Raw genomic sequence first — 24,747 nt, forward strand, 5'->3', positions numbered from 1 at the left:
GGAGTACTCCTGGTACCTCGGGGATGTCCGCCCGGTGATGGGGTGTTCCGGGCGTGAGGGTGCGTGAAAAGACTGCTGTGCTTGGCGAAACGGTTCAGGGCGTCTTGGTTGCATCATGGTGAACGGCCGGGAACATCAATGTCGAGGAGGGCATGAGTTTCCCAGCCGTGATGCAGGTGCGGGTGTGTCCTCCGGGCAGCCCAACTAACCGCTCGCTAGGAGACCGCGAGATAATCCACAACCAATACCTCCAGCACGCTCGCCTCTTCCGGAAGCCAGCCCGGCGGCCAGAGTGTCGGTGCCCGGTCCGGCTGCTCGGCGTTGTACTGACGGCCACTTGGAGAAGTCCAGCCCGGCGGCTCATTCCTGGAAGCCGGCCCCGGACTCCAGCCGGTTCGATGCTTGAGCTGGTGATGCTTTGGGCACAACTGTCCCAGGTTGCTGATTCCGGTGGTGCCTCCGCGCTCCCAGGCCCTGAGATGGTCCGCCTCATTGTCTTGGCTGTGGTTGCTGCAGCCGGGGAAGGTGCATTTTCCATCCCGCATCCTCAGCCACCGCTTGAGCGACTCGGTGAGCCGGTAGTTGGTGCGGCCAAGTTCAAGCGGAGCTCCGTCGCGGGGGTCCACCAAAATCCGGTAGAACGAGTTGGCCCCTTCCGCGACCAGTTTGCGCGCCATCGATGCCGGGATGGGTCCGTAGTTGTCGAGTTCGGCGGGTTCGTCCGTGGCACCGAGGAGGGAAAAGACCGGCACTGTGACCAGCACATCAGCCTTGAGGGATGACCCAGGCCCGGCGAGGTCCCCGGTGTCACCGAGCAGCAATTTTGCGGCCACGTCTGCCCTGAGCTGGGTAAGGGTTCTCGGCTCGTCCGGTCCCTGCAACCCACGGGCCAGGGCAGACGTCCTGTTCCAGGCGGCACAGGCCTTGTCCGCAGCCATGTACAGCGAAACCCAGGCCATACCGTCCCGGTCCGGCGAGTACTCCATCCGCCGATCCGCAACGGACTTCACATGCCTGATCGTCAGGGACTCGGGGTGATGGCGTTCCCTCCAGGCACGTACTTTCCGACGGAAACGGCCCGGGACCAGCTCTCCGGCAGATGCACCCCGGGCCGCGTTAGGCGCCTCGGGGTCCAGGAAGTGGGTTTCCAAGGCAGTTGCAGCTACGGCGTCCAGGCTGCTGGTTTCGTCGATCATGATCTGGGCATGCCGCCAGGAGACGGCGCCAGCCTCCATGGCGTTGAGCGTCGCCGGAAGAGTGGTGGTGAGCGCATGGGCGTCCTGCAACAGCGCGGATGCGGCTCCTTCGCCGATGGTGAGCGTGCAGGCGACTTCGGCGACGACACTCATGTCCCGCGCCGATGATTCAGAGGCGCTTTCCGCCGGCGCTTCCATGGCGGCTGCGGCCTCCGAATACTCTGCGAGCAGCCGCACTTTCACGGCCGCAGTAGCAGCTTCGATTCGGGCCACGATGCCCAGGCCGTCCAGGCAGGACTCGGCAAGTTCCCGAAGCGGATCAAGACTGTCGACGCCGTGAACATTATCCGCGGCTTCCGAAGAACCGCTCAGGGCTCCTGTTAGTTCGTCCACCAGCCCGGTCAGGGATGCGACGGCACCGGCGAGTCCGGCCGCGCCCTTCGCATCCATAACCGTTTCGGTTTCCATAACCAAAGACTGTCACTCGGGTCTGACATTTTGAGTCCGTCGCCGCAACCCATCCGCATCGGCCATTGGCCGCCGCTTCTGCGTCCCGCCGATGGCAATCGCATCTTCGTTCCTGCTGTCCACGGGGGCGGCGGAGTTCTCGCAGACTTCCGGCACTGGCACTGAATTAGTAGCAGGAGGCCTGTTGGGCGGCCTGCGGCGGACCGGGCGACGGCGGGCGGTTCCCGCCGTCGAGAGGGCCCAAAGTACGGGTGAACGGTAGGGCACACGTCGGCACCGACGGCGCCATACCGTTACTCCTGGCGAAACGCAGAGATGCCCGTGATCCGCTGCCCCAGGATAAGTGTGTGGACCTCGTCCGTACCTTCGTAGGTTCGCACTGATTCAAGGTTGTTAGCATGCCGCAGCGGCGAGTAGTCCAAGGTGATTCCGTTTCCCCCCAGAATGGTGCGCGCTTCGCGGCAGATGGCAATAGCCTCCCGTACATTGTTCAGCTTGCCCACGGAGATCTGCACAGGCTCCAGCGTCCCGGCGTCCTTCAGTCGACCGGTATGAAGTGCCAGCAAGGTCCCCTTTTGAATTTCCAGCAGCATATTCACCAGCTTTTCCTGCGTGAGCTGGTACCCGGCCAGGGGCGTGCCGAACTGGAGCCGGTCCCCGGCATAGGCGAGCGCTGCTTCGTATGAGTCCCGGGCCGCGCCCATGGCGCCCCAGATGATCCCGTAGCGGGCTTCATTAAGGCACGAGAACGGGCCGCTAAGCCCGCGGGCGCCGGGCAGGAGTGCAGTGGACGGCAGCCGTACTTCATCGAGGCTGATGTCACATTGGATTGACGCGCGCATGGAAAGCTTCGAGTCGATGGGCGTTGCGGTGAAGCCTGGGGTGTCCGTCGGGACGATGAACCCGCGGATGCCCTCGGCGGTGTTCGCCCAGATGACCGCAATCTGGGCCACTGAGGCAAGGCCGATCCAACGTTTCGCCCCGTTGATGACCCAGCCGCCGTCCCCGTCGGGTGCGGCAAAAGTCGCCATGCTGGATGGGTCGGAGCCTGCCGTCGGCTCGGTAAGCCCGAAGCAGCCGATCTTCTCACCCCGCGCCATCGCCGGCAGGTGCTCGTTCCGTTGCTCCTCGGACCCCCACTTGTGGATGGCACTCATGGCCAGGGAGCCCTGGACGCTAACGAAGGTCCGAAGCCCTGAGTCGCCGGCTTCCAGCTCCATGGCGGCGATTCCGTACTCGACGGCGCTGCGGCCTGGGCATCCGTAGCCCTTCAGGTGCATCCCGAGGACCCCCAACTTCCCAAGCTCGGGAACAATCTCGAGCGGGAAACGGGCATCCTCGTACCAGCCGGCAATGTTGGGCCGGATCCGTTCATCCACAAAGTCACGGACCGTGCTGCGCAGCTCCAGTTCCCTGGGCGTCAGGAGGCTGTCGAGGTTGAGCACGTCGTCGAAGACCAGGGCGGGTGCGGGTGCGGTTACGGTCACGGTGGTTCTCCTGGCGGGTCAAGGGGCGGGTCGATGTCCGTGCGGGCGTGATTTGCACCACCCGGTGACCTGAACCACTGTGCCAGTCCGATTGCCGTCAGATCCAATACCTAATAAGGATTCCGCTTATGCCCCATCGGCATAAATAGACAGCTCAGTCCGGTGACGGAAGGACCTCTTCCGAGAGCCGGAGTACCTCGCGCAGCGCGGGGCTGGCATTGTCCTTCCGCCAGACCAGCCGCAGCTGGATGACGTCAGCCGGGTCGTCGAGGGGAAGAAACACGACACCCGGGTGGCTGAAGTTCTCGGGCACGGAGGACACTGTCAGGGCTACACCGATTTCGGCTGCCACGAGCGCCATCAGCGTCTGCGAATCCGGCGCCACTTGGGCGATTTCCACGACATACCCCGCGGCACTGGAAAGCCTCCGAAGGTGGTCGTGGAGGATCGCGCCCGGATGCTCCGGCAACGTAACGAAAGGCTGCTCCGCAAGGTCTGCCATGCAGAGCGAAGCCTGTCCGCTCAAGGGGTGGCTTTCATACAGGGCCACCACGAGCCGTTCGTTGGCCACGATCCGCGAGTCGAGGACAGCGGGAATGAAATTCCAACGGCCCAGGCCCACTTCCATGGCCCCGCTCATCACCTTGTCCATGGCCGGTAGCGCGAAGTTGGAGCTGGACAGCTCAAAGTCGATTCCGGGGTGTACTTCCCGGACACGCTTGGCGAGCCTGCCGACCATCACATGCGAGGAGACCCCGGCAAAGGCGACCCGAACCCGCCCGGTTTCGCCCCGGCCCACCGAAGCGACCGCCAGGCGGCCCCGCCGGCAACCTTCGAGTATGTCGCGAGCCGGGCCGACAAGCGCCTGGCCCTCGGCAGTCAACTGCACAGTCCGCGTGCTGCGGATAAACAGGGGCGCCTTCAGTTCATGCTCAAGCCGCTGGATGGATCGGCTCAATGGCGGCTGGGCCATATGGAGCCGACGCGCCGCCCTGCCGAAATGTAGTTCCTCGGCCACGGCGAGGAAGGCCCGGATCTGATGTATTTCCACTCCCGCGCTCAGCTCCTGCCCAGGTAAACGTCATTGTCCATACGCCCAAGATACCCAAATGAGTTCGCCCACATTAGTGACAGCCAGGTATCAGTCCAGCACCAAATACGTATTGGACGTGAATCAGTCCACTTGCAAGGGTTAGTGATGCAGACCACATTGCGGAGGATTTAGATGACACACCCGATCGACGAATCGGTCTCCAGAAGCCAGGACCATTCCGCTGGAGGCGACGATAAGCATGACTTTGATGCCTTGGGCCGGGCAAGCGCAGGGCCCCTCGCAGGCGTTGTGGTCGCAGATTTCAGCAGAGTGCTGGCTGGCCCGTACGCCACCATGCTCCTAGCTGACATGGGCGCCACAGTGATCAAGGTGGAGGGACCAGAAGGAGACGACACCCGTACGTATATGCCCCCGGTCCGGGATGGCGAGGCCACATTCTTCCTCGCGGTTAACCGCAACAAACACTCCATTGCCCTGGACCTGAAGGATCCGGAGGACCTCGACGTAGCGCGTTCACTGATCAGCACCGCCGACGTCATGATCGAGAATTTCAAGCCCGGCAACATGGCGCGGCTGGGCTTGGATTATGCCGCTGCGGCCGAATTGAACCCGGACATTATCTACGCTTCCATTACTGGATTCGGCACCGGAGCCGTCGCACATATTCCGGGATATGACCTGTTGGTGCAGGCTGCCTCGGGAATGATGAGCCTGACCGGGGACCAGGACACCCAACCGTACCGGGCAGGCGTCGCCCTGTTCGATGTCATCACAGGCCTGCACGCTGCCATCGGCATCCTGGGGGCGCTGCACCATAAGGACCGGACCGGCGAGGGTCAGCTGGTGGAGCTGAATCTGCTGACCTCGGCCCTGTCCGGCATGGTGAACCAGTCTGCGGCCTACGTAACGGGCGGTGTGGTACCCACCAGGATGGGCAACGAACACCCCAGCATGTATCCATATGCCCCAATGCAGACCGGGGACGGCACCATCATCATCGCGACGGGAAATGACGCCCAGTTCGTCCGGCTCTGCGGGGCTCTGGGGATTCCCGGAGTCGCCCGGGATCCGAAATTCGCCACGACACTGCAGCGCAACGCCAACCGCAACGAACTGCGGGGCATCCTCCACGCCCAGTTGGCCGCCCAATCAGCCGACGAATGGTTCCGTGAGCTCTCCTCGGCAGGGCTGCCCTGCGCTCCCATCCAGGATGTCCGCGGCGGTGTCGAGCTGGCCGAACAGCTGGGGCTCAACCCGGTAGTGATGGCGGGCGAAGGGCCACGGAAGATACCCACCGTGCGCCACCCCGTCGAATATTCCCTTACGCCGGTGGACTATTCACTTGCGCCGCCCGGATTGAACGAAAGCTCCGGGCTGGTGCGGGACTGGCTGCTGCACCGGAAAGCACTGGTCCATGCCTGAAACCTACCGGACCCGCGTCTCCCCAAGGTGGTCCGACCAGGACCTCAACGGGCATGTCAACCACGCCGCCGTCGTCACGCTCCTGGAGGAGTCAAGAATCAAATGGCGGTCTTCAATGCCGGGTATACGTCAAGGTGACGCGACCCCCACGGTGGTAGCCAGCCTCGAAGTGAACTATCGGCGGCCCGTCCACCACGGCGAAGACCTGGAGGTTGAACTGACCGTGACCAGGATCGGCACGAGTTCATTCAGCCTGGAATTCAGGGGTAGCCAGCGCGGGGCAGTCGCCGTAGACGGCCGGACCGTGCTGGTTTCAGTCAATCCGGGCACCGGCAAGTCCCGGCACTTGGCGAAACACGAGCGCCACTGGCTCGCCCTTTTCCAGCCTTCACAAGGAAACACGGACCCGCAGCGTAAGCAGGTTCCCGATCACACACCATTGGAGCTCACTCGATGACACCGGAAACCGCCGGGAACGGCGCCGATTTTTACCTCATGGACGATTTCCTCAGCGCTGAGGACCGGGCGCTCCGGCTCAAAGTCCGCGCCTTCGTGGACAAAGACCTGCTGCCCGTCATCAATGGCTACTGGGAACGCGCCGAGTTTCCTTTCGAACTTGTTCCCAAGCTTGCCGGGCTCGGAATTGTCGGAACAACCATTCAGGGTTACGGATGTCCTGCGCTAAGCCGGCTTGCCGCCGGGATTGTTGCCGCGGAAATCTCCCGCGGCGATGGTTCCGTCAATACTTTCCTCGGCGTCCAGTCAGGACTGGCGATGGGAACCATCAACATGCTCGGCAGCGAGGAGCAAAAGCAACGCTGGCTCCCTGAAATGGCTGCCCTGGCCAAGATCGGCGCCTTCGCCCTGACCGAGCCCGAGCACGGATCCGATTCGGTGGCACTCGAAACCAGCGCGCGCCGGGACGGGGACAGCTACATCATCAATGGACGCAAGCGCTGGATCGGCAACGCCAGCATGGCCGACGTCGTCATCATCTTCGCCCGCGACGAGGCGGACGCCAAGGTCAAGGCCTTCGTGATGGAGCGTAACGAAGACGGCAGCTTTCCGGACGGCTACTCCGCCGAAGTCATCACCGGCAAGATCGGCAAGCGGGCGATCCTCCAGCCGGACATCACCCTCGAAAACCTGCGGGTCCCGGCCGCCAACCGGCTCACGGAATGCCACTCATTCAAGGACGTCACCCGTGTGCTCACCTCCACGCGCAGCGGCGCGTCCTGGGAGTCCTACGGCCATGCAATGGCCGCATACGAGATCGCCTTGGACTACGCGAAGACCCGGCAGCAGTTCGGCAAACCGATCGGCAGTTTCCAGCTGGTGCAGAACAAGCTGGCCAACATGCTCGCCGAACTGACGGCGATGCAGCTGATGTGCTTCCGGCTGGCCGTGCTCGCCGAGGACGGCCGAATGACCGGGCCCATGGCCTCGCTGGCCAAGATGCAGACTGCCCGGAAAGCACGCTGGATCTGTTCCGAAGCGCGGGACATGCTCGGCGGCAACGGTGTGCTGCTGGAGAACCACGTGGCCAGGCACATGACCGACATGGAGGTCGTCTCCACTTACGAGGGCACGGACTCCATCCAGTCACTTCTCGTTGGCCGGGAGATCACCGGCCTCTCCGCCTTCAGTTAGCGCCCCGCCGGGCTGCCCCGGCTTCCACAGGCACGAAACCAACAGATCCACACATGCAAAGGAAAAGTCATGAGCAATTTCACCAACCGGGTGGCCGTGGTCACCGGCGGGGCGCAAGGAATAGGCGCGGCCACCGCGCTGAAACTCGCCACCGGGGGTGCCACCGTCGTCGTCCTTGACCTCAACGAGGGCGGTGCCAAGGCCACCGCGCAGCGGATCTCGGACCACCCGGACGTCTTGGCAGCCGGCAGAAAGGCCGTTGCCGCCTGCTGCGATGTCACGGATGAGGCAGCCGTGGACGGCGTATTCGGTGACATTCACCGGGAGTTCGGCCGCCTCGACATCCTGGTAAACAATGCCGGCATCACCCGTGACAACATGTTTTTCAAGATGGAGCGGCCGGACTGGGATTCGGTCCTGGCCACCAATCTCACGAGTGCCTACCTCTGCACGCGCGCTGCCCAGCGCTACATGGTTCCGGCCAAGTACGGCAAGATCGTCTCGCTCAGCAGCCGCAGCGCGCTGGGCAACCGCGGGCAAGCCAACTACGCAGCCGCAAAGGCAGGCATCCAAGGCCTGACGGCGACGCTTGCCATCGAACTCGGCCCGTTCAACATCACGGTCAATGCCGTGGCACCGGGTTACATCGCCACTTCGATGACCGCCGCAACGGCCCAGCGTGTTGGCGCCAGCCCGGCCGAGCACCAGCAGGCGGTGGCGGAACGCACCCCGTTGGGACGTGTAGGCCAGCCCGAGGAAGTAGCCGCGGCCGTCGCGTTCTTCGCCGGCGACGACTCCTCTTACATCTCGGGACAAACCCTTTACATCAATGGCGGAGCCCGCTGATGCCCGAGGCATTCCTCGTCGGGGGCGTCCGCACCCCGGTGGGTCGACACGGCGGCGTGCTGGCCACCGCCCGCCCCGACGACTTGGCCGCGCTGGTGCTGGAGGCCGCAGTGGACCGGGTCGGTGTCGATCCTGCCACCATCGACGAGGTGATCCTGGGCTGTGTGAACCAGGCCGGGGAGGACAACCGTAACGTTGCCCGGATGGCCTCGCTGCTGGCCGGGTTCCCGCACGCCATTCCGGCGGTGACGGTCAACCGGCTTTGCGCCTCCGGCCTAACCGCCATCAGCATGGCGGCGCAGTCGATACGCAACGGTGACGCCGACCTTGTGGTCGCGGGCGGTGTGGAGTCGATGACCCGCGCGCCCTGGGTGATGGCCAAGCCGGACAAGCCATACGCCAAACCGGGTGAACTCGCGGACACCTCAATCGGTGCGCGGTTCGTCAACCCGCGGATGGAGCCGGGGGCGCTGTTTTCCATGCCGGAGACGGCAGAAGAGGTAGCCAAGCGGGAAAACATCTCCCGTGCCGACGCGGACAGCTTTGCACTGCGCTCGCACCATCTGGCTGTGGCGGCGATCGACGCCGGTCGCTTCAGTGATGAGATAGTCCCGGTTCCGGTCAAAGACAGACGGGGGGAAGTCTCGCTGGTGGACACAGATGAGGGACCCAGGCGCGGCTCAACCGCCGACGCTTTGGCCGCCCTCCGGCCGATCGTGGCGCCCGGAGGGGTGGTCACCGCCGGCAATTCCAGTTCCCTTAACGACGGCGCATCTGCCGTAGTGGTGGCCAGCGGCGAAGCCGTGGAACGCTACGGGCTCACCCCACGGGCCCGCATCGTCGCCAGCCAGGCGGCCGGTGTAGCGCCGCAGGTAATGGGCATCGGCCCGGTGCCTGCTACACAAAAGGCACTGGCCAAGGCCAACTGGGACCTGGACGGCGTGGGGGCCGTCGAACTCAACGAGGCGTTCGCTGCGCAGGCGCTGGCCTGCATGCGGCTGCTCGGAATGGATGCGGGAACCGTCAACAACGACGGCGGTGCGATTGCTTTGGGCCACCCCCTGGGCTCCTCCGGAGCACGGATCGTCGTCACGCTGCTGGGCCGGATGGAACGCGAAAACGCCGACCGCGGCCTGGCCACCATGTGCGTGGGCCTGGGCCAAGGCGTCGCCATGCTGCTGGAGAGGGTTTAAATGAAACTGTTCAAGGACGCTGCCGAGCTGGCCAGCATGGTTGGTCAGGAAATCGGGGTGAGCGGGTGGCATACCCTGGACCAATCCCAGATCCAGGCGTTCGCCGACGCTACCCTGGACCAACAGTGGATACACACGGACCCGGAGCGGGCAGCAGGCGGACCCTTCGGTGCCACGGTTGCCCATGGATACCTCAGCTTGTCGCTGCTGCCATACCTGGCCGGTCAGGTGTACCGGGTCGACGGGGCCGCAATGATCATCAACTATGGGCTGAACAAGGTCCGGTTCCCTGCGCCCGCCAGGGTCAACTCGCGCATCAGGGACCGGCTGACACTGGCCTCGGTGAGCGAGACAGCCAATGGGCGGCAGCTGCAGTTCCATCACCTGATCGAACTGGAAGGCTCGCAAAAGCCTGCCTGCATAGCGGAGACTGTCTCCCTGCTCCCGAGCTGAGCTGCTCCTGAAGACCTTGCACCACCATCCGAACAACGACGTTACGGCCGAGCCTGCCTGCAGGCTCTTTCCGAGGGAGAAACCCCATGAGCACAGAAAACTCAAACCTGAAATACGTCGACGCTGACCTCCAGGGGCCGGCGTCGGAACTGAAGGTGTCGCCTGCTGAACTGCGCCGCACCTCCGTGTCGTCCTTCCTTGGTTCCGCTTTGGAATACATGGACTTCACGCTTTATACCCTGGCGGCGGCGCTCGTTTTCGGGCCGCTGTTCTTCCCCAACACAGACCCGGCCATGGCATTGCTCGCCAGCTTTGCCGCGTTTGGTTCCGGATTCCTCGTCCGGCCCCTTGGCGGGGTCTATTTCGGCTACCTTGGGGATAAATACGGGCGGAAATCCGTCCTGGTCATAACCGTGGGAATGATGGGGATCGCCACTCTGGGAATGGGTCTTTTGCCCACGTTTGCCCAGATCGGGGTCATGGCCCCCATCCTCCTGGTGCTCCTGCGGCTTATCCAGGGCTTCGGCGCCGGCGCCGAGCTGTCCGGGGCCTCGCTGCTGCTGGTGGAATCCGCCCCGTCGAATAAGCGCGGCTTTTACGGCGCCGTGGTGGCACTGGGAACGGCAACGGGTGTGCTGTTGGCCAGCGGACTGTGGCTGCTGCTCTCGCAAATGCCCAAAGACGAGTTCCTCGCCTGGGGGTGGCGTCTTCCCTTCCTACTGAGCGTCGGTACCACCCTTGTGGCCCTGTATTTGCGGCGCAGTGTGAGCGAATCACCGGTCTTCGAGGCGGTGAAGGCGCGGCGGGCAGCGGCGCGCCTGGAGGCCAAGCAACAAAGCGTCTGGCGTGACGTTGCCGATTCCAAGAAGGCCTTCCTCGTCTCACTGGGCATCAAACTCGGCGAAAACGGCTCCGTGTACCTCGTCAAGGGATTCCTTATCGGATGGACGGTGTCTGTGGTGAAGATGGATCCCAATCTGGTCACTACGGGCGTGACGCTCGGCTCCGTTTTGGGCGTGCTCACGGTCCTGCTGACCGGTAAGCTCACTGACCGGTTCGGCCGACGCAAAGTTTGGCTCTGGCTCTCCGGGTTCCAGTTCGCCTTCACCATTCCCGCGATGCTGATGATCGAAACACGGAACCCCGTATTGGTGGCCCTGGTCTTCGTTGTCTATGTAGGCGGTCCGCTGCCGAACCTGTATGGCGTGGAGTCCACTTGGCTGGTGGAGATGTTCGGCTCCAAACGCCGCTTCTCCTTTATGACGACGGTCAAGGAAATCGGCGCGGTCCTGTCCGGCGGTCTCGGCCCCATCATTGCAGCCAGCGTCGTTGCTATGACCGGGCCGGGCTGGATCCCAGTTGCCGGAATCCTCATGGCCTACGCGGCGATCGGCCTTGCGGCCGGGTTCTTCGCGCCGGAGACCAAGGGCCGGGACCTCAATGCGGAGGCAGACGCGTTCTAAGTCCACAAAAGCGGGCGACGGCGGGAGCAATGCCCTGCGTGGCGGCGAGCGGACGACGGCGGGTGGGCACCCGCCGTCGTCCGCTTTGGTTGAAGAGGCCGGACGTTCAAATCCCCGGTTGGTCGCGGCGGGCTGGCGGGTGCACATGACGGTTCCGAGCGACCAATGCGCGTAAATGTCGCCCTTGGAGGTCGTCCCTGAATTCATCGCTGATGTTGGGCTCAAGAAGGGCGAGAAGATTGACTATGCAATCGTCAAGGACGGCGAAGTCCAAATTCTGATCGAGTGCAAGAAGTCGACCGAACCCGTGAAGATCGAGCATGCCTCGCAGCTCTTCCGGTACTTCGCGGTTACCAACGCTCGTATAGCCATCTTGACCAACGGCGAGGTCTATCAGTTCTTCACTGACTTGGATGCACCCAACCGCATGGATGCGAAGCCCTTCCTCGTGCTCGATTTGAACGACATCGACCAGTCCCTGATTCCCGAGCTCCAGAAACTCTCAAAAGACGTCTTCGACCTGGACTCAATCATCAGCGCAGCCGGTGAATTGAAATACATTGGCGAACTCAAACGAACCCTGGCCGCACAGTTCAAGGATCCAGAGGATGAATGGGTAAAGTTCCTGACGGCACGGGTCTACTCGGGACCCTATACACAAAGGGTCCGAGAGCAGTTCACCACGTTGGTTGGAAAAGCCACCAAACAATTCCTCAATGACCAGGTCAACGAACGGCTGAAAAAAGCCCTTGGAAACCCCGGATTCCCGCAGACTGATGAAGCGGCAGTACCTGCTGCTGTCACTAGCGCTCCGGTTGCAGAGGCGGACCTCGCCGAGGCTGATGGTTTGGAGACGACTCTTGAGGAGATTGAGGGCTACCAGATCGTACGCGCTATTGTCTGCAGTGAGGTGAAGCCAGTTCGGGTCGCTCAGCGGGACGCGAAGTCCTACTTTGCGGTTCTTCTGGACGATAACAACCGGAAGCCCATAGCCCGTCTTCACTTCAACCGGACCCAGAAGTACATCGGCATCTTCAATGACAGCAAAGAAGAAACCCGGGTCCCCATTAATTCCCTCGAGGAAATCTATGAGCACACCGAAGCACTTCGAGCGACCGTCAAGAGCTACCTGTGACCGCGGCGAGGCTGCCAAGGCCCTTGCCATTAGTGGTGGGTGAGAGATACCGGGATTTTGGGATTCAGGCCAGTCGCTCCTGAGACACCCCGTAAATGATTGCACTGAAGCGGACCTTCAAATATGAATTCGCACCATCGGCAATGAATCCCGCCCCAAGCGCCCGGGATGAGTCTTTCGGCTCTACCAGCAACTTTGCTGATCAAAGTAAATTTCGGCAGATGGTCCAGGACTCTGGCCACCTCAGAATTCCGAATTGAAAGCAGGAAGCAATGATGATTTCGGCTAGGACCCTCCCCCGCGCGGCCGCTGCCCTTGGTATCACTGGAGCCCTTGCGTTAATCGCAACACCGGTCATGGCAGCCAGCGGAGGTGCCTCCGGCGGGGGCGCGCAGGTGGTAAACGAATCAGGCTGCCAGACCACATCAGATGGGACCCAATGCTCAAAAACCCATAGCGTAGTCAAGGCTGTGACCACTCCAAGCGGAGTTGAAAACAGCGTGGACATTGGCCGTGTCTACTCCACGACCTCACACCCGGACGGCACCACCGATTGGTATGCAAATACTTACAGGGACCATTCCATGACACGAGGAGGCGAACTGCAGGAAAGAAGCACCCACGTGAACTTTTCAGCAGCCAACTGCACTTACTTGGCCGACATTCACTACGCGAACGGCGCGTACCAGTTCCACAGAATCAACCTTGACTGCCCGCACTGACCCGGATCTCTTAACGGGCTCTTTAGACCTCCGCGACAGGAGCCGCGAACTGCGCCTCGTACAGCCGCGCGTAGGCCCCGCCCGCAGCCAGCAGTGAAGCGTGCGTCCCCTGCTCCACGATCTGCCCAGCCTCCATCACCAGGATGAGATCGGCGTCGCGGATCGTGGAGAGGCGGTGCGCGATCACAAAGGACGTCCGGTCCGACCGCAGCGCGCTCATGGCCTTCTGCACCAGCACCTCCGTCCGGGTATCCACCGAAGATGTCGCCTCATCGAGAATCAGGACAGACGGCTGCGCCAGGAACGCCCGGGCAATCGTCAGCAACTGTTTCTCGCCGGCGGACACGTTGGACCCTTCGTCGTCCAGCACGGTGTCGTATCCCTCGGGCAGGGACTTCACAAAGCGATCAACATAGGTCGCCCGGGCAGCTTCCAACACGTCTGAAGAGGAAGCAGCAGGGCGCCCGTACGCAATGTTGTCGCGGATGGTCCCGCCGAACAGCCACGTATCCTGCAGCACCATCCCCATCCGCGAGCGCAGGTCGTGCCGGCTTATGGTGGTGATGTCCACACCATCCAGAGTGATCCGCCCGCCGTCCAGCTCGTAGAACCGCATCATCAGGTTCACCAAGGTGGTCTTGCCCGCACCCGTTGGCCCCACAATCGCCACAGTCTGCCCCGGCTCGGCCACCAAAGACAGCCCGCTAATCAGCGGCTTGTCCGGCGAATACGAGAAGGACACATCCTCAAACACCAGCCGCCCCCGGGCAGCACCGTCAGGGCTCTGCAGCGAAGCCCCAACAGGATCCGGCGACTGCTCCTCCGTGTCCAACAGCTCGAACACCCGCTCGGCAGAGGCCACCCCGGACTGCAGCAGGTTCGCCATGGACCCCAGCTGCGCCAGCGGCTGGGTGAACTGCCGCGAATACTGGATGAACGCCTGCACATCGCCCAGCTGCATCGCCCCGGACGCCACCTGCAGGCCACCCACCACCGCGATGCCCACGTACACCAGGTTCCCGATGAACGTCATGGTAAGCATGATCAGCCCGGAAATGAACTGCGCCCCAAAGCTCGCCTCATACAGCTCTGCGTTCTTTTGCCGGAACCGCTCCCCCACCTCGCGCTGCTTACCGAACACTTTCACCAGTGCATGCCCGGTGTAGGTCTCCTCGATCTGCCCGTTCAGCTCGCCGGTGTTCTTCCACTGCTGCACGAACAGCTTCTGCGAGCGCTTGGCGATCAGCGTGGTGATCCCCAGCGTCAGCGGAATGGTCACCAAAGCGATCAGCGCCAGTGTGGGCGAAAGAATGAACATCATCACCAGCACACCCAGCACCGTCAGGACGGACGTCACCGCCTGGCTGATGGACTGCTGCAGGCTCTGCGAAATATTGTCCACATCGTTGGTCACGCGGCTGAGCAGCTCGCCGCGCTGGATCGAATCGAAATACCGCAGCGGCAGCCGGTTGATCTTCGCCTCAATCTGTTCGCGCAGCCCGTACACAGTCCGCTGCACCACGCCGTTCAGCACATACGCCTGCCCCCACATGAAGGCCGAGCCCAGCACGTACAGCACCAGCGCCCACGTCAGCACACTGGCCAGCGCGCCGAAGTCGATCCCCGCGCCCGGCGTCAGCGTCATGGCGCTGAGCATGTCCGCCTTCTGGTTCTCCCCCGACGCCCGCAGCATCGCAATCAACTGCGCCTGCGTCATCCCCGGCGGCAGCTGCTTGGACACCACACCGGAAAAAATCAGGTTGGTGCCCTCGCCCAGCAGCCGCGGCCCAATCACCTGCAGCACCACGCCCGCCACAGCCATGGCCAGCACCAGCATCAGCCAGAACCGCTCCGGCCGCAGCGTGCCCAGCAGGCGCTTGGCAGAGCCACTGAAGTTCATTGCCTTCTCCGCCGGGACATTCATCCCGGCGAACGGTCCGCCGTGCCCGGGGCCGCCGCGCGGCCTGGGAATGCGTACGACGTCGGCCTGGCCGCTTCCGGAGGCGGGCGCACCTTTGGTGCCGCGTGCGGGAGTGGGCCCGTGGCTCATACCGTCTCCTCCGCTGCCAGCTGGGACGACACAATCTCACGGTACGTCTCTGATGTCTCCAGCAACTCGTGGTGCGTGCCCTGCGCCACGATCCTGCCGTCGTCGAGCACCAGGATCTCATCCGCGTCGACAATGCTGGACACGCGCTGGGCGATGATCACCATGGTGGCACCGGCGATGTTCCGCTTGAGTGCCTGGCGCAGCCGCGCATCAGTGCCGGTGTCCAGGGAGGAGAACGAATCGTCAAAAATGTAGAGTTCGGGCCGCTTCACCAAAGCCCGGGCAATGGCCAGCCGCTGCCGCTGCCCGCCGGAGACATTGGTGCCGCCCTGGGAGATGGGCGCATCCAGCCCTTCCTCCATCTGCTCCACAAAGTCCCGGGCCTGGGCGATTTCCAGCGCGGTCCACAGCTCCTCCTCGGTGGCATCCGGGTTGCCGTACAGCAGGTTGCTGCGAACAGTGCCGGAAAACAGGTAGGGCCGCTGCGGCACCAGGCCGATGTGCCCCCAGAGCAGGTCCGGATCCAGGTCGCGGATGTCCACGCCGTCCATCAGCACCGCCCCCGAGGTGACGTCGAAGAGCCGCGGCATCAGGTTCACCAGGGTGGTCTTGCCCGAGCCGGTGCTGCCGATGATCGCCGTGGTCTGCCCCGCGCGGGCGGTGAAGCTGATCCCGGACAGGACGGGCTGGTCGGCACCCGGGTAGGCGAATCCGACGTCGCGCATTTCCAGCTCACCGCGGCGAACCGCGCTGGTGACCGGCTGCTCCGGCGGCAGGACGCTGGAACGGGTGCCCAGCACCTCGCCGATCCGGTCCGCGGACACCGACGCCCGAGGAATCATCACCGCCATGAACGTGGCCATCATGACGGACATCAGGATCTGCATCAGGTAGCTGAGGAACGCGATCAGGGTTCCCACCTGCATGGACCCGTCCTCGATCCGGAACGCCCCGAACCAGATCACCGCCACGCTGGAGACGTTCAGGACCAGCATGACCGTGGGGAACATGAGGGCCATCAGCCGGCCGGCGCGGAGGGCAACATCGGTGACGTCGGTGTTGGCGCCCGCGAACCGTTCCGTCTCCATGTCTTCCCGGACGAACGCCCGCACCACCCGGATGCCGGTGAGCTGCTCGCGGAGCACCCGGTTGACGGTGTCGATCCGGGCCTGCATCTTGCGGAACAGCGGCACCATCCGCGTGACAATCAGGCCGACGGCGATCAGCAGCACCGGGACGCACACGGCAATGAGCCAGGACAGTTGGGCGTCCTGCCGGATGGCCATGATCACCCCGCCGATGCTGAGCATGGGCGCTGCCACCATGAGCGTGGCGGACATGAGCACCAACTGCTGGACCTGCTGGACGTCATTGGTGGAGCGGGTGATCAGGCTGGGGGCGCCGAAGCGGGTGACCTCCTGCTCGGAGAACTGCCCCACCCGCTCGAAGATGGCCCCCCGCAGGTCCCGGCCCAGCCCCATCGCGGCCTTGGCGCCGAAGTACACCGCCACCACGGCGCACGCGATCTGCGCCAGGGTGATGAGCAGCATGATGCTGCCGGTGGACATGATGTAGCCGGTATCGCCCCGGGCCACGCCCTGGTCAATGATGTCCGCGTTCAGCGTGGGCAGGTACAGCGACGCGATGGACTGTGCCAGCTGGAAAACCACGACGGCGACCAGCAGCGGCCGGTGCGGCCGGAGGTATTCAACGAGCAACTTCCAGAGCATGCGCAAAAGCCCTCATCTGACGGAATGTCCACAAACGTGGTGCGAAGGTCAGTGTACGTCCGGGAAGAGTCGATGATCCTTACAGATGGCTGGGAAAAACGGCAGGTTCTCCCTCGGCGTATTCGGGGGACGCGCCGGGGATCCAGCGGAGCCGTTGGGTACATGAGTGTGAGAGAACTGGATGGGCGTCAAGAACGCGCCACCCCACCGAAGGATGGAAGAAACAACGATGTTTGCCGTCACACGGAACCCCTCCCAGCACACTGCCAGGTTCGGAATCGCCTTTATCGGCGTCCTGCTCATCGCAGTCAACCTTCGGGTGTCCTTTGTCAGCGTCGGACCGGTCCTGGTCAACATCAGCAGCGACCTGGGGTTGTCCAGTGCCGCAGCGGGATTCCTCACCGGCCTCCCGCTCATCGCTTTCGCGGTCTTTTCGCCCCTGGCGCCCGGCTTCGCGGCCCGGCTGGGCCTGGACCGGGCACTCTGGACGTCATTGCTGATCCTCGCCTCCGGCATCGTGCTTCGCTCCCTGCCCGTGCCTGGATTCATCTGGGCCGGGACGGTATTGATCGGCGTGGCCATAGCGTTCCTCAACGTCCTGGTCCCTTCCCTCGTCAAGCGGGACTTTCCGTTGCGGGTCAGCCAGGTCACCGGCAGCTATACCGCGGCCCAGGCCGCGTTCGCAGCGGTGGGGGCCGCCGTCGTCGTTCCCGTGGCCCAAACCTCGCCGGCAGGATGGCGGCTCGCCCTCGGCGCCTGGGTGGGGCTGGCCCTCGTCGCCATGGCCGTGCTGCTGCCTTGGCTGCGCCGCCACGGGACAAGCGCCGTGCACGCCGCAAAGCAGGAACCGGCACACCGGTCGCCCTGGGGCTCGGCCCTGGGCTGGCAGGTGACGGCGTTCATGGGGCTGCAGTCGATCGCCTTCTACGTCCTGATGGCCTGGCTGCCCACCATTGAGCAAAGCCGCGGGATCCCCGCCACCACTGCCGGCGTGCACTTGTCCGTTTTCCTGCTGATCAGCGTGTTCGCCAGCCTGGGGGCGGGCGCGGTCCTGCACCGGGGACCGGACCAACGGCTGGTGTCCTTCGCCAGCGGGGCGTTGGTGTTCGTAACCTTCCTGGGCCTTGCACTCGCGCCGGACCTCATCCTCCTGTGGGTCCTGCTGGGCGCCGTCGGTTGCGGAAGCCTCATTGTCATTGCCCTGTCGCTGTTCAGCCTCCGGACCGTGAACCACCCGCAGGCAGCATCCTTATCCGGCATGGCACAGTCCGTGGGCTACGGGCTGGCCGCGGTGGGCCCGGTGGCCTTCGGTGCACTCCGGGATGCCAGCGGGGACTGGACGCTTCCGCTGCTCGGCACCGCCGGTGCCATGGCTATCCTGGCACTGACCGGGTTGTTCGCTTACCGTGACCGTGTGATCAGGGAACCAGGCGGTCGGCACGGTAACGGTCAAACAGCGAGGTAAATGCATCCAGCGTCCGCCGGTATCCCGTAAAGCCGGCATCCCGGCTCTTCCCCATGTCCGTCACCACCTCGATGCCGCGGCCCAGGTCGCCGTCCGTATGCCACCAGCTCGCCACCCGGCCCAGGTCCGGTTCGCTGAGGTTGTGTTCCGCGGCGATCCGCCGCCACTGGTCTTCCCTGCCCGCCATGGAGTGCTCGAGGGGACGGGGCTCCCCCTGGTATCCCTCCCACTCCACGCCGAAGTAGGCTGCGAGTTTCGGCCACATCCAGCGCCAGCGGAACACGTCGCCGTTGACGATGTTGAAGGCCTCGTCAGCAGCCCCGGGGGTGGTTGAAGCCCAGAGCATGTGCTCGGCAAGCAGTCCGGCATCCGTCATGTCCGTGAGCCCGTTCCACTGCGTTTCCGACCCCGGGAAGACGAACGGCTGCCCGCTGTCCCGGCACAGGGTGGCTTGCGCGGCGAGCGTGAGTCCCATGTTCATGGCGTTGCCCACCGCATGCCCAATGACGGTGTGGGCGCGGTGCACGGACCAGGTGAACCCCTGCCGGGCCGCGGCCGCCCAGAGCTCGTCCTCCTGGGCGTAATAGAAGTTCGGCACTGGAAGGCGCGGTTCCTCCTCATGGAAGGGGGTGTCCGGCATTTCTCCGGCGGCGTATGCCTCGAACGGTCCCAGGTAATGCTTGAGTCCGGTCATCAGGGCAACGTGGGCCACGTCCTTGCCCTGCAGTGCTGAGAGGAGATCACGAACCATGCCCGCGTTGACGGCGATGTTCTCTTCCTCGGTAGCACGGCGCGACCATGCGGTGAAGAAGACATGCGAGGGGTTCTCCGGACCCAGCACAGCGGCAAGGGATCCAGCCGAGGTCAGGTCCGCGGAGAGCCACCTGACGCCGGGGCGTCCGGGACCGGGCCGGCGGGACAAGGCAAGGACTGCCCAGCCTTCGCCCACCAGGGTATCCACCAGGGCGGACCCTGCGATGCCGGTGGCCCCTACCACCAGCGCTGTCCGTCCGTTGCCCGCTGCTGTTCCTGATGCTGTTCCTGATCCGGTGGTCATAGTGCTCCTCTTGGTAGGTGCTTGGTTGCATCCGCGCCTCAGCGCGGCCTCACGCGTGGGCGGAGGCCCGCGCGCTGCGTTACGCCGGGACAGTGGGCCACCCTGGACCCTCTGGCAACAAGTCGGAGCGTCAGTCAGATATTCCAGCGCCGGCAAGTGGCGGACAGGAGGTGCCGGACAAATTGCGAGGGACGGGGCAATGACAGGCCGGGTTTCACCCATGGCGTAGGAGGGTCTTCTGCTGTCACCTGTCCATGTTCAAATAGGAGGGTTGCACCGGCTGCCCGAGTCCAACCGCGGCCTCGGCCCAACGGAAGGAATAAGCACATGACCGATCCCCAAGACCATCCCCCGGTCCCCACTCCCGGGAGCGCACAGGGCCTGGACCAGAAGGTTGAGGGCGGGTGCCCGGTGGCCCATGGCAGTGCCACCGCCCAGGGCAGTGAAAGCGAAAACCCGGCGATCGATTCGCCGACCCCCAAGGGACACCGGCCACGGACCAACCAGGACTGGTGGCCCAACCAGCTGGACCTCTCCGTGCTGCACACGCACGGCCAGGCGAGCAACCCGCTTGGCCCGTCCTTCAGCTACCGCGAGGAATTCCAGAAGCTCGACGTCGAAGCCCTCAAGCAGGACATCAGCCAGGTCCTGACCACTTCCCAGGACTGGTGGCCGGCGGACTTCGGCCACTACGGCGGACTGATGATCCGCCTGAGCTGGCACGCTGCCGGAACCTACCGCGTCCACGACGGCCGCGGCGGAGCTGGCGACGGCAGCCAGCGGTTCGCCCCGCTGAACAGCTGGCCGGACAACGCCAACCTGGACAAGGCCCGCCGTCTGCTGTGGCCCGTCAAGCAGAAGTACGGCCAGAAGCTCTCCTGGGCCGACCTCCTGGTCCTCGCCGGCAACGTAGCCCTCGAATCCATGGGCTTCAAGACCTTCGGCTTCGCCTTTGGCCGCGAGGACGTCTGGGAGCCTGAACAGATCTTCTGGGGCCCGGAGGACGCCTGGCTCGGAGATGAGCGGTACACCGGTGAAGGCACCATGGCGGACAACGTCGGTTCCACCGAAATGGGCCTCATCTACGTCAACCCCGAAGGCCCCATGGGCAACCCGGATCCCGTGGCTGCTGCCGCGTTCATCCGTGAGACGTTCAAGCGCATGGCGATGAACGACGAAGAGACCTTCGCGCTGATCGCCGGCAGCCACACGTTCGGCAAGACCCACGGTGCCGGTCCCGCAGACGCACACGTGGGCCCCGAACCGGAGGGTGCAGACCTCGAGACGCAGGGCCTGGGCTGGCTCAGCACCTACGGCAGCGGCAAGGGCGGCGACACCATCACCTCCGGCCTGGAGGTCACGTGGACGGACAAGCCCACGCAGTGGAGCAACCGCTTCCTGGAAATCCTCTTCGAATACGAATGGGAACTGGTCAAGAGCCCCGGCGGCGCCCACCAGTGGGTTGCCAAGGACGCTCCCGAGATCATCCCGGACGCGCACGACCCCAACAAGAAGCACCGGCCCACCATGCTGACCACGGACCTGTCGCTGCGCTTCGACCCGGAGTACGAGAAGATCGGCCGGCGTTTCCTGGAGAACCCGGACCAGTTCGCCCTGGCCTTCGCCAAGGCCTGGTACAAGCTGCTGCACCGCGACATGGGACCGGTGGGCCCGCACATGCTGGGGCCCTGGGTTCCGGAGGCTCAGCTGTGGCAGGATCCTGTTCCCGCCGTCGACCATGAACTGATCGGCGAGCAGGACATCGCCCAACTCAAGGCCAAGCTCCTCGACTCCGGCCTGACCATCCCGCAACTGGCGGGCACGGCCTGGGCGTCGGCTGCAACGTACCGCAAGACGGACCGGCGCGGCGGGGCCAACGGCGCCCGGATCCGGCTGGAGCCGCAGCGCAGCTGGGAAGCCCACGAACCGGAGCAGCTGGATGCCGTGCTTCCCGTCCTTGAGCGCGTGCAGGAGGAGTTCAACTCGGCACAGTCCGGCGGCAAGAAGGTCTCGCTCGCGGACCTGATCGTCCTGGGCGGTGCCGCCGCGGTGGAAAAGGCAGCAGCCGACGCCGGGTTCCCCGTCACGGTGCCGTTCCGTCCGGGCCGCACGGACGCCACCCAGGAGCAGACCGACGTCGAATCCTTCCAGTACCTGGAACCGCGGGCCGACGGCTTCCGCAACTACCTGCGCCCCGGCGCGAAGGTCCAGCCGGAGACCCTCCTGCTCGACAAGGCGTACATGCTGGACCTTTCCGCCCCGGAGATGACGGCACTGGTGGGCGGCATGCGTGCCCTCGGCACCAATGTGGGCGGCTCCAGCCACGGTGTACTGACGGACAAGCCGCAGGTCCTGACGAACGACTTCTTCGTCAACCTGCTCTCGCCCGGCACCAAATGGAAGGCCTCCGAGTCCGAGGAGAACTCGTACGAGATCACCGACGTCACAACCGGCGAACTCAAGTGGACGGCCACCCCGGTGGACCTGGTCTTCGGCTCCAACTCCCAGCTGCGGGCACTGGCCGAGGTCTACGCCAGCGATGACGCCAAGGAGAAGTTCGTGAACGACTTCGTGGCCGCCTGGGCAAAGGTCATGGAACTGGACCGCTTCGACCTGGACTAGCCGGTAGAACCCAGTCTCGGCGGCTGCATTCCGCAGCCCCGGAGCTGTTTGGCGCTTTTTATTGGTCAGCCGGGAAGCTGATGACCGCCGTGGTCCCGCCGCCGGGTGACTCTTTCAGGCTCAATTCGCCGCCGTGCGCCTCGGCAATGCGGCGGCAGATGGCCAGCCCAAGGCCGGAACCGTGCCCGTCCCCCTGCCGGTGCAGCCGGACCAGTGGTTCCAGCACGCGCTGCCGGTCCGCCGGCGCAATGCCCTTGCCGTTGTCCGCCACCAGCACCGTGATCCCGTGGTAATTCGAAATGCCGCTGATCCGCACGTTGAGGTCCCGGTCCGGGCTCCGGTAGTTCATGGCATTGGCCACCAGGTTCTGCAGCAGGGTTCGCAACTGCCCCGGGTCCACGTGGAGCTTAATCTCCTCGCTGTCCAGGACGGCTCCGGGCCCGAAGGACAGGCCCAAATCCCTCGCCACCTCGGCCGCCACTTCCTGGAGGGATACGCGCTGCCGCTGGAGGACTCCGCCCATCCGTGAGTAGGTCAGGACGTCCTCGAGCATGGCCAGCATGCGGTGGCCACTGGCGCCGATGATCTGCAGGTACTCGGCCGCCGGGTGGTCCCCGTCCACTTCATCGTCTGCCAACTCCACGTAGCCCAGCATGGTGGTGAGTGGTCCGCGCAGGTCATGGCTGACGCGTCCGGCAAACTCCGCCAGCTTCGCATTGCTTTCACGCACCTCTTCGAGGGCACTGTTCAGCTGCAGCGTGCGCCGCTGGAGCTCGAGCAGCTGCACTGCCTGGCGGGCCAGGATCTCCAGCATGTCCAGCTGGTCCTTTTCGGGTGTGCCCGCTGAATTGGAAAAGACGCACAGGGACCCCAGCACGAACCCCGACGACGTCTCGAGCGGAACCGAAGCATAGAACCGGACGGCGGCGATTTCCCCTGTCACAAACGGATTCGATGCGAGACGGGGGTCCAGGGATGCGTCCGGGACAACCGTTGTCTTCCCCGAGAGGAAGACTTGTGCGCACATGGAGTCCTCCCGGGCGCAGACGGCGGCCTCAAAGCCGACGGCGGCCACCTGCTGTTGCTCATCGGAAGTGACAACGTTGATCACGCCGTAGGGGACGCCGCAGAGCTTTGCGGCCAACTGAACAAGGTTCTGGAGGGGTTCCATTGAAAGCGCCTCATCAACGCTCTGCTGCCGTCCCCCGCTGTTGGCGAAGGTGAACCCATACTCCTGCAGTAATTCGTCCCGTCCGAGTGGATCGCCGAGCGCTGCTGTCATCGAGTGCGTGCCAACCATGAACGTCCCTTCCCAGACCGCAAAGGGGTCCCCGGGGAGATAGTACAGGCCACCACCTGTGTCCCGGGAATACGTTTCCCCGCTCCTCTGCCGCGCGCCGGGATCCCGAGGCATCGCTCCGGCAGGCGGCATAGGATCCAGGTATGGCCCAACTCATCGTCCCGGACCCAGCCCTCCACTCTTCCTGGCTGGAGGGAACTGCGGAGTTCCAAGGTGCCCACCTGGACGGCGCAGGCGCGGAGGGCTGGTCCCTGGCCGATCTCCGGGACCCCGCCGTCTTTGGCCGCTTCGTCGATGTCCTCATCAAAGATGCGCTGCCGGACACGGTGCGGAAGCCAGGCTACGTGCCCTGCACCTACCTGTGGATTGCCGACGGCGGCACGTTCCTTGGGTCCCTGGCCATCAGGCACGGGTTGAACGACTACCTCCTCAACGAAGGTGGGCATATCGGCTACAGCGTCCGGCCCTCCGCCAGGCGCCGCGGCCATGCCGCGAAAGCACTTGCCGATGCGCTGCCTCTGGCAGGGGCGCTGGGAATCGCGCGGGTTCTCCTGACGTGCAACGAGGACAACGCCGGCTCGCGTGCAACCATCGAAAAGAACGGCGGCCAATACGAGGACACGCGCAACGGCAAACGCCGCTACTGGATCGACACCGAATAGCCGTCGAACGCGTGCCAGACTTACCGGGTGATCACAGAACACGCGCTGCTTCCGGTCATTCCCGGCCGGGAAGAGGACTTCGAGGCAGCTTTCGCCCAGGCCCGGCACATCATCGCTTCAATGCCGGGCTTCGTCGCCATGTCCCTGTCGCGCTCGATCGAATCTCCCCACACGTACCTGCTGCTCGTTGAATGGGAGTCGCTGGAGGACCATACCGTGGGCTTCAGGGGATCCCTTGGGTACCAGCAGTGGCGTTCTTTGCTGCACCGCTTCTATGAACCGTTTCCGGTGGTGGAGCACTTCGAAACCGTTAGCGCCACGCCGTAAGCCGCGCGGACGTTGGGGGGAAGCCCCCGCGCGAGTCTCGCTCCAGCGCAGGGGCTTCCAGTGCTTCCTGCCGGGGAACTGGCGTTGGAAACAGTTATAAATTACCGGCCGGTAGCTTGCGGGAATCACAGTTTGCAGCGGCTTTGGCCAATCTTGATGGAACTTTGAGGGTGGCCTGGGCCACTTTAGTCAGCCGGCCCCTTTAGTCTGCCGGGCCCGCCGAGGCGTCGGGGTCCTCCTCCGGCTCAAAAGTGTTGGGCTCGGCCCCATCGGAGATCCCGACGCCGTCTTTCCCGCCGGGGATCCCGCCGTCGGGGTTTCCTTTCCTGGCCGCCGTGTCCTCCTGCGGTTCGTCCTCAGGCAGTGAATCAGGTGAATTGATGGACATCGCTCCTCCTTCTGTGGCTGGGCCTCAACGCTAACAGCCGGTGCCGGAAAAGGCTCC

20 protein-coding genes are annotated in these 24,747 nt (G+C 64.2%); 12 read left to right on the plus strand and 8 right to left on the minus strand.

Annotation, left to right across the window (positions count from 1 at the left end):
* Positions 1-215 precede the first annotated feature (215 nt).
* The 3 genes from NMQ03_RS18305 to NMQ03_RS18315 form a co-directional block, all read right to left on the minus strand.
* The gene (locus tag NMQ03_RS18305; protein ID WP_255173368.1) at positions 216-1,664 is read right to left on the minus strand and encodes an HNH endonuclease signature motif containing protein; all 1,449 of its coding nucleotides are present in this window, start codon (positions 1,662-1,664) and stop codon (positions 216-218) included.
* Positions 1,665-1,957: 293 nt separating this feature from the next.
* A complete protein-coding gene (locus NMQ03_RS18310; RefSeq protein ID WP_255173369.1) occupies positions 1,958-3,151 on the minus strand; it encodes an acyl-CoA dehydrogenase family protein in 1,194 nt (397 codons plus the stop codon).
* A gap of 154 nt (positions 3,152-3,305) precedes the next feature.
* On the minus strand, positions 3,306-4,202 hold the full coding sequence (locus NMQ03_RS18315; protein ID WP_255173370.1) for a LysR substrate-binding domain-containing protein: 897 nt from the start codon (positions 4,200-4,202) through the stop codon (positions 3,306-3,308).
* A 174-nt stretch (positions 4,203-4,376) separates the two neighbouring features.
* Between NMQ03_RS18315 and NMQ03_RS18320 the strand changes: the two genes are divergently transcribed.
* From NMQ03_RS18320 to NMQ03_RS18355, 8 genes are all read left to right on the plus strand, one after another.
* Positions 4,377-5,627, plus strand: coding sequence for a CaiB/BaiF CoA-transferase family protein (locus tag NMQ03_RS18320; protein ID WP_255173371.1), 1,251 nt, complete (start codon positions 4,377-4,379; stop codon positions 5,625-5,627).
* Entirely contained in the window at positions 5,620-6,084 is a 465-nt protein-coding gene (locus NMQ03_RS18325) for a thioesterase family protein (protein ID WP_255173372.1), read from the plus strand. The genes NMQ03_RS18320 and NMQ03_RS18325 overlap by 8 nt, the downstream gene beginning before the upstream one ends.
* Positions 6,081-7,277: an acyl-CoA dehydrogenase family protein gene (locus NMQ03_RS18330; protein WP_255173373.1), complete on the plus strand. Its 1,197-nt coding sequence runs from the start codon at positions 6,081-6,083 to the stop codon at positions 7,275-7,277. Before NMQ03_RS18325 ends, NMQ03_RS18330 begins: the two co-directional genes overlap by 4 nt.
* 69 nt (positions 7,278-7,346) lie before the next feature.
* On the plus strand, positions 7,347-8,123 hold the full coding sequence (gene fabG / locus NMQ03_RS18335; RefSeq protein ID WP_255173374.1) for a 3-oxoacyl-ACP reductase FabG: 777 nt from the start codon (positions 7,347-7,349) through the stop codon (positions 8,121-8,123).
* Positions 8,123-9,316, plus strand: coding sequence for an acetyl-CoA C-acyltransferase (locus tag NMQ03_RS18340; RefSeq protein ID WP_255173375.1), 1,194 nt, complete (start codon positions 8,123-8,125; stop codon positions 9,314-9,316). Before fabG ends, NMQ03_RS18340 begins: the two co-directional genes overlap by 1 nt.
* Positions 9,317-9,769 carry a MaoC family dehydratase gene (locus NMQ03_RS18345; protein WP_255173376.1) on the plus strand — a complete coding sequence of 151 codons (453 nt, stop codon included), beginning with the start codon at positions 9,317-9,319 and terminating at the stop codon, positions 9,767-9,769. It begins immediately after the preceding gene.
* 86 nt (positions 9,770-9,855) lie between these two features.
* A complete protein-coding gene (locus tag NMQ03_RS18350; protein ID WP_255173377.1) occupies positions 9,856-11,232 on the plus strand; it encodes an MFS transporter in 1,377 nt (458 codons plus the stop codon).
* A gap of 175 nt (positions 11,233-11,407) precedes the next feature.
* Positions 11,408-12,367 carry a type I restriction enzyme HsdR N-terminal domain-containing protein gene (locus NMQ03_RS18355; protein WP_255173378.1) on the plus strand — a complete coding sequence of 320 codons (960 nt, stop codon included), beginning with the start codon at positions 11,408-11,410 and terminating at the stop codon, positions 12,365-12,367.
* Between the two features lie 744 nt (positions 12,368-13,111).
* Here NMQ03_RS18355 and NMQ03_RS18360 read toward each other — a convergent pair.
* The gene (locus tag NMQ03_RS18360) at positions 13,112-15,139 is read right to left on the minus strand and encodes an ABC transporter ATP-binding protein (protein WP_303693902.1); all 2,028 of its coding nucleotides are present in this window, start codon (positions 15,137-15,139) and stop codon (positions 13,112-13,114) included.
* A complete protein-coding gene (locus NMQ03_RS18365; RefSeq protein ID WP_255173379.1) occupies positions 15,136-16,869 on the minus strand; it encodes an ABC transporter ATP-binding protein in 1,734 nt (577 codons plus the stop codon). Before NMQ03_RS18365 ends, NMQ03_RS18360 begins: the two co-directional genes overlap by 4 nt.
* Before the next feature lie 229 nt (positions 16,870-17,098).
* Here NMQ03_RS18365 and NMQ03_RS18370 point away from each other — a divergent pair, with 229 nt between their 5' ends.
* Positions 17,099-18,334 carry an MFS transporter gene (locus NMQ03_RS18370; RefSeq protein WP_255173380.1) on the plus strand — a complete coding sequence of 412 codons (1,236 nt, stop codon included), beginning with the start codon at positions 17,099-17,101 and terminating at the stop codon, positions 18,332-18,334.
* Here NMQ03_RS18370 and NMQ03_RS18375 read toward each other — a convergent pair.
* Entirely contained in the window at positions 18,288-19,391 is a 1,104-nt protein-coding gene (locus NMQ03_RS18375; RefSeq protein WP_255173381.1) for an SDR family oxidoreductase, read from the minus strand. The genes NMQ03_RS18370 and NMQ03_RS18375 overlap by 47 nt on opposite strands.
* A gap of 327 nt (positions 19,392-19,718) precedes the next feature.
* Here NMQ03_RS18375 and katG point away from each other — a divergent pair, with 327 nt between their 5' ends.
* Positions 19,719-22,013 carry a catalase/peroxidase HPI gene (gene katG, locus NMQ03_RS18380; RefSeq protein WP_255173382.1) on the plus strand — a complete coding sequence of 765 codons (2,295 nt, stop codon included), beginning with the start codon at positions 19,719-19,721 and terminating at the stop codon, positions 22,011-22,013.
* A 58-nt stretch (positions 22,014-22,071) separates the two neighbouring features.
* Here katG and NMQ03_RS18385 read toward each other — a convergent pair whose 3' ends face one another.
* On the minus strand, positions 22,072-23,313 hold the full coding sequence (locus NMQ03_RS18385; RefSeq protein WP_255173383.1) for a GAF domain-containing sensor histidine kinase: 1,242 nt from the start codon (positions 23,311-23,313) through the stop codon (positions 22,072-22,074).
* A 143-nt stretch (positions 23,314-23,456) separates the two neighbouring features.
* Between NMQ03_RS18385 and NMQ03_RS18390 the strand changes: the two genes are divergently transcribed.
* Together NMQ03_RS18390 and NMQ03_RS18395 are read left to right on the plus strand one after the other, a co-directional pair.
* Complete coding sequence (locus NMQ03_RS18390; RefSeq protein ID WP_255173384.1) at positions 23,457-23,975, plus strand: GNAT family N-acetyltransferase; 519 nt, start codon at positions 23,457-23,459, stop codon at positions 23,973-23,975.
* A gap of 27 nt (positions 23,976-24,002) precedes the next feature.
* A complete protein-coding gene (locus NMQ03_RS18395) occupies positions 24,003-24,302 on the plus strand; it encodes an antibiotic biosynthesis monooxygenase (protein ID WP_255173385.1) in 300 nt (99 codons plus the stop codon).
* Positions 24,303-24,504: 202 nt separating this feature from the next.
* Here NMQ03_RS18395 and NMQ03_RS18400 read toward each other — a convergent pair whose 3' ends face one another.
* Complete coding sequence (locus tag NMQ03_RS18400) at positions 24,505-24,690, minus strand: hypothetical protein (protein WP_141159249.1); 186 nt, start codon at positions 24,688-24,690, stop codon at positions 24,505-24,507.
* Positions 24,691-24,747 lie beyond the last annotated feature (57 nt).

The sequence above is a fragment of the Arthrobacter sp. DNA4 genome (genome assembly GCF_024362385.1).
Lineage (GTDB): Bacteria > Actinomycetota > Actinomycetes > Actinomycetales > Micrococcaceae > Arthrobacter.